General features: G+C 37.1%; 5 protein-coding genes. 3 read left to right on the top strand and 2 right to left on the bottom strand.

Annotated elements, in window-relative coordinates; all coding sequences use genetic code 11:
* A partial coding sequence (locus tag M3P05_RS20075; RefSeq protein ID WP_249701911.1) for a hypothetical protein occupies positions 1-270 on the top strand: 270 nt, incomplete at its 5' end.
* Between the two features lie 9 nt (positions 271-279).
* Here the strand turns inward: M3P05_RS20075 and M3P05_RS20080 are convergent.
* Entirely contained in the window at positions 280-1707 is a 1428-nt protein-coding gene (locus M3P05_RS20080) for a DNA cytosine methyltransferase (protein WP_249701912.1), read from the bottom strand.
* Between the two features lie 159 nt (positions 1708-1866).
* Between M3P05_RS20080 and M3P05_RS20085 the strand changes: the two genes are divergently transcribed.
* Positions 1867-2865, top strand: a complete 999-nt coding sequence (locus M3P05_RS20085) for a hypothetical protein (protein WP_249701913.1) — start codon at positions 1867-1869, stop codon at positions 2863-2865.
* The gene (locus tag M3P05_RS20090; protein ID WP_249701914.1) at positions 2865-3482 is read left to right on the top strand and encodes a hypothetical protein; all 618 of its coding nucleotides are present in this window, start codon (positions 2865-2867) and stop codon (positions 3480-3482) included. Before M3P05_RS20085 ends, M3P05_RS20090 begins: the two co-directional genes overlap by 1 nt.
* A gap of 70 nt (positions 3483-3552) precedes the next feature.
* On the opposite strand, the gene M3P05_RS20095 is transcribed toward M3P05_RS20090, so the two are convergent.
* The gene (locus M3P05_RS20095) at positions 3553-4314 is read right to left on the bottom strand and encodes a cysteine hydrolase (RefSeq protein WP_249701915.1); all 762 of its coding nucleotides are present in this window, start codon (positions 4312-4314) and stop codon (positions 3553-3555) included.
* Positions 4315-4457: the final 143 nt, after the last annotated feature.

Below are 4457 nucleotides of genomic sequence, written 5' to 3' on the forward strand. Positions count from 1 at the left end.
GAAGTAATAGAATATCAGCAATTAAAAACTCAGCAAAATACACTAACAGGATCGCAAAAAACAAGGTCAGTCCAAGAATTATCTATACATGATAATCCTGTCTTTTGTGCATGTTTCCCTAACAATAAATGGACTTTCAATCACTCAAGTATACCCAGAGTATCTGGCGAAGAATTTTGGTCACGAATAGGCATCCCTTACGATCTTGTCCTAGAAAAAGTAAACGCATTGATTATTGAGTTAGAGCAAGAATATGTATCCTTGCTCTAATATAATAGATTAAAACAAAGTTAACTCTTCATGAGGGGCTGATTTCTGCTTTGCATCTCGAAGCTTAATAAATTCTAGCTCCCATGAAGAATCGCAGGTGTTTTTATATCTTGAATATTTAAAGTTTTGAATACTACTGAATGTTTTACCCTTAATAAGGCTCATAATGGTTTTACCAACAGCCAAACCTAAGCTTTTAGGCACAGCATTTCCAACTTGCTTATATTGCTGTACTAACGGCCCAGCTAGCTCCCAGTTATCGGGAAATTCCTGTATACGTTTGTATTCTTGGATGGATAAGGGTCTGTCTTCTTCAGGGTGAGCGAGATCAGTTGCAGGCATAGCTGGATGCGTAACAAGGGTTGGAGATGGCTTATGCCAAGCTAAGCGTCTTAAGAATCCTGTTTTACCACCACCAGAATAGAACGATTTACCCATAGCCTCTTTTTGAAGCTCTATTGGTAAACTACGCCAGTTTTCACCCGGTTTTAGCATTCTATAGTATTTCAGTCTTTTCTCGGGAAAGTTTAAATGGTTATGGCTCTTAATATAATCTAAACAGCCTTCAAGAGTATTCCAAATTGGTAACCCATGATCTCCATTTTCAGAGTGAGTCGGCAACAGGAAAGGCGGTTTGTTTCCATCCCTAGAACAAATAATTATCACTCTCTCTCTGATCTGTGGAGTGCCAAAATTAGCAGAGTTGTAAAGATTAAAGCTATATGAATAGCCAGAACTTTTTAGTTTACTTAGTACGAAATTAAGCGCACCACCTTTTAATTCATCTTCAGATAAATCTGGAAAACCTTCTCCCCTTTGGTCATGTGGTCTGTGATCCATTGGGCAAGATAAAAGACCACGTACATTCTCAATAACTATAAATTTTGGATTTAGCTCAATTGCTAAATCTAAGTATTTTATAAATACGTTTCCCCGATCATCATTAAAGCCTTTTCTTTTTCCTGCTGTGCTAAAGGCCTGGCAAGGTGGGCCACCAACAATGAGGTCAATTTCGTCAGTTTCGGTAAGTTTTGCAGCATTTAAAACATCAGAAGCACTGTAGTCATTAATATCACTAAGTAATGCTGTATTCGGTCTATTAATTGCGATTGTTTGTCGACAATACTTATCAACTTCACAAGCTAATCTAATGTCAAAACCAGCTGCTTCAATACCAAGATCTAATCCCATTGCCCCAGAAAAAAAACTTAAGGCAATAGGTTTGTTTGTGTCATTTACGTTATATGCTGGATGATCTTCAGCAATTGTATGTGCAGTAGACAGTCCATATTTGTCTACACTACCTTGATCAGCTAACCATGTATTTCCATATTTCTTGGAGTTGATCAGACCTTCCCTGCATAGGGTTCTAGCACGTTGCTCACTTATACTAAGCTGGTCTGCTATTTCTCTGATTGTAGTGGTAAAGGTACTCATTATGAGTTTCCATTGCGAAACCTGTGATGAGTACCATTTTATTCGATATCCTAGTACTGTCAAGTTAACCCAACCGGGCTCTAACAAGTGCGTCCAGGTGACGCCTTCGGCGCACCTGACGCAAGCGTTAGATTTTCAACAAACATTGGAGTTAACTAAATGTCAAAAATTTCTCTCAATATGGAAATGGGAAATTTAATTTGTCGTTTTGGAAATAAAAAAGTCTTATTGGATTTAGTAAATGAAATCGTTTTGCCTAGTTTCTTAGATGACAGCTTAGTTAGATCATATAGCAAAACGGACTACTTCTTCCACAATGTTAAACCTGTTCTCTTGAACGAAGAAAGTGATGAGCCTGTAGTTGCCGTAATCGGTAGATTAATTAAAGATACAACTCTTGAAAGAGAGCAAGTGTTTGAAAAAGGAAAAGGAATTGTTCAAAAGTCAGGAGAAATGGCTTCAGCACCATCTGCTATCTTTTTGTTAATATTGAATAACCATAGACTTATATATGTAAGAGAAACCAAGAATGCTCCAAAAATGGAAACTTTCAGGTCAACCTTACTATCATTCTTACGCGAAAAACATAAGTCTTACATTGAAGCATCGTATGAAGAGAAAAAACCAAAAAAGGTAACAAAAAACAAACTGCTTGAAGAGATCCCAAAACCCACAGTGGAACTCATCCCGCTCACTTCAGGTGAAGGAATTGAAGCATTTGTTAAAAAATACGATGTTCTAAAAAGTGTTGAAATCTCACTTTCTGACCGTAATGACGAAAGTGACAATGACCCATTCTTCGAAGCACTTCAAAAGAGAAAAGACGCAGTTGGAAGTAAAAAATCAACTATTGTACACAACAACTCAAAAGGGCTAGATAAAGAAGAAGTAATTGTAGAAATCTCTGAAGCAACTGAGCAAGGGAACCAAGTCGTTAAGCTTAACGGTGTTGACTCCAGCGGAGATGTGCTAAGAGGTAATAACGAGGAATTCCAGTTAAGAAAGCCAATTGATAAAATCAGTTCAAGCAACAAAAGGGCTGCAAATGAACTATTTGAAACATTTCAGGAATTAATAGAAGATAATTTAGTAAAGGTTCCTAAAACCTCTAGAAAAGCAAAAAGAATAATTGGCTCACTTGTTCAGAGGCTATTCTAATGAGTTCGTCAGATTATGAGACAAAGGAGTTAACCAAAGAAAAGAAGTTATGGGACGTATATTGGGCTTCAAGAAGGCTCCCGCATAGTAAATTTAATACTATAACGACCATAATGGTTTTTATATTATTGATAATAAATTCTTGGTTAACCCAACAACCAATTGATGAAACCCTCAAGTTTGTTAGGGAAATATCAAGTTCCGGGTTATCAATTTCATTGAGTACTCTTGGATTCTTGCTTTCAGGGTTCACGATATTTGCAACGGTATCTCAACCAAGCCTGTTTTTAGGCATGTCTGAGATACCTCATCCTGATAGTGGGCTCTCCTACTTAAAACATAACTTCTTCATTTTTCTAAGGGTTTTTATATTTTACATTGCATTTGCAACTTTGTGTTTGCTGATTACTGTGCTTGGTCATAAAGGTGGTTTAATCTCCCTCTTGGTTTCTTATTCTCCGCATCCAGAAGAGATTAAATTCACATTAGTAAAGATTGCCTATATTTTTATTTGCACTTTCTATTACTTTTTACTAATGCAGCTGAAGTCATTTGTCTTTAACATCTATCATGCCGTCATGACTTCTCTTCGTTGGAAAGCTGAGGGTTATGAGTAAGAAAATCTAACAAGTGCTTCAAATGGGACGCCTACGGCGCCCCTTAAGCAGGCGTTAGGCGTCCAACCAACTATTGAAGCAGCTGAAAATTGTAAAATAATTTATTTTGTATTTTATTAAGATCTTTGTCTGGATAGCCTGAATCCAAAATCAAATCTTTGTGTGTATAGACTGGATATCCATATTGCGTTGCTCCAAATTCATCACCATACCAATCGTGATAGATTGAATTCTGATCTAAACCTAATATAGATGCAGCAATACAACAGTTACATATCTCACCTGCAATAATTAATGCATCAGGCGACACTCCTCTTAAATGTTCATGCGTTTCTGGCGCAGAAAATATTGAGAATGTTTGCTTTATAATAGTGGGTGTCCCTTCTGGAAGCACTTTTAATATTTCATCTGGAGTTCTACGACCATCAGCGACTATTGGCTCATAATCATAATTTATGATATCTATTTCTCTGTTTTTGCAAAATTCAATCAAGTTTATTACTTTGGCTTTTGGTATTGAATAAACATCAACAAGACATAAAGTAAACTTCAGCCCTGAATTTAATGCTTTGTCAATTTGTGAATAAAATTCTTTTTCTACATCTGGAACATAATTTTTACAAACAGGATTTATCGACTTGCAACCTTCAGGAGCTAAGTCTCTATTAAAATGATAATCTCCCCGATTATGTTTTCTAGGTTCTGACACATGAGATGAAGGTTTTCCTGTTAGAGGGGGGCTGGTAATCGCAACTGTTTCATCAGGAGCGTCTGCCTGACTTGAATTCACATCAGGATATTCTGTCGTATAGCTATCAATACTTCCAAACATAGTTACTCTCCTTTTTTATAAATTTAGAAGGAGCTGTAATTAATTTGTCTAACCATGCAGCAAGTACGCCTAACAAATGCTTCCAGTTCGTTCCGGGGCTTCGCCCCTCCACCCGACGCGCCTTCGGCGCGCGGCTGAAGCAG

Source organism: Parendozoicomonas callyspongiae (assembly GCF_023502345.1).
Lineage (GTDB): Bacteria > Pseudomonadota > Gammaproteobacteria > Pseudomonadales > Endozoicomonadaceae > Sansalvadorimonas > Sansalvadorimonas callyspongiae.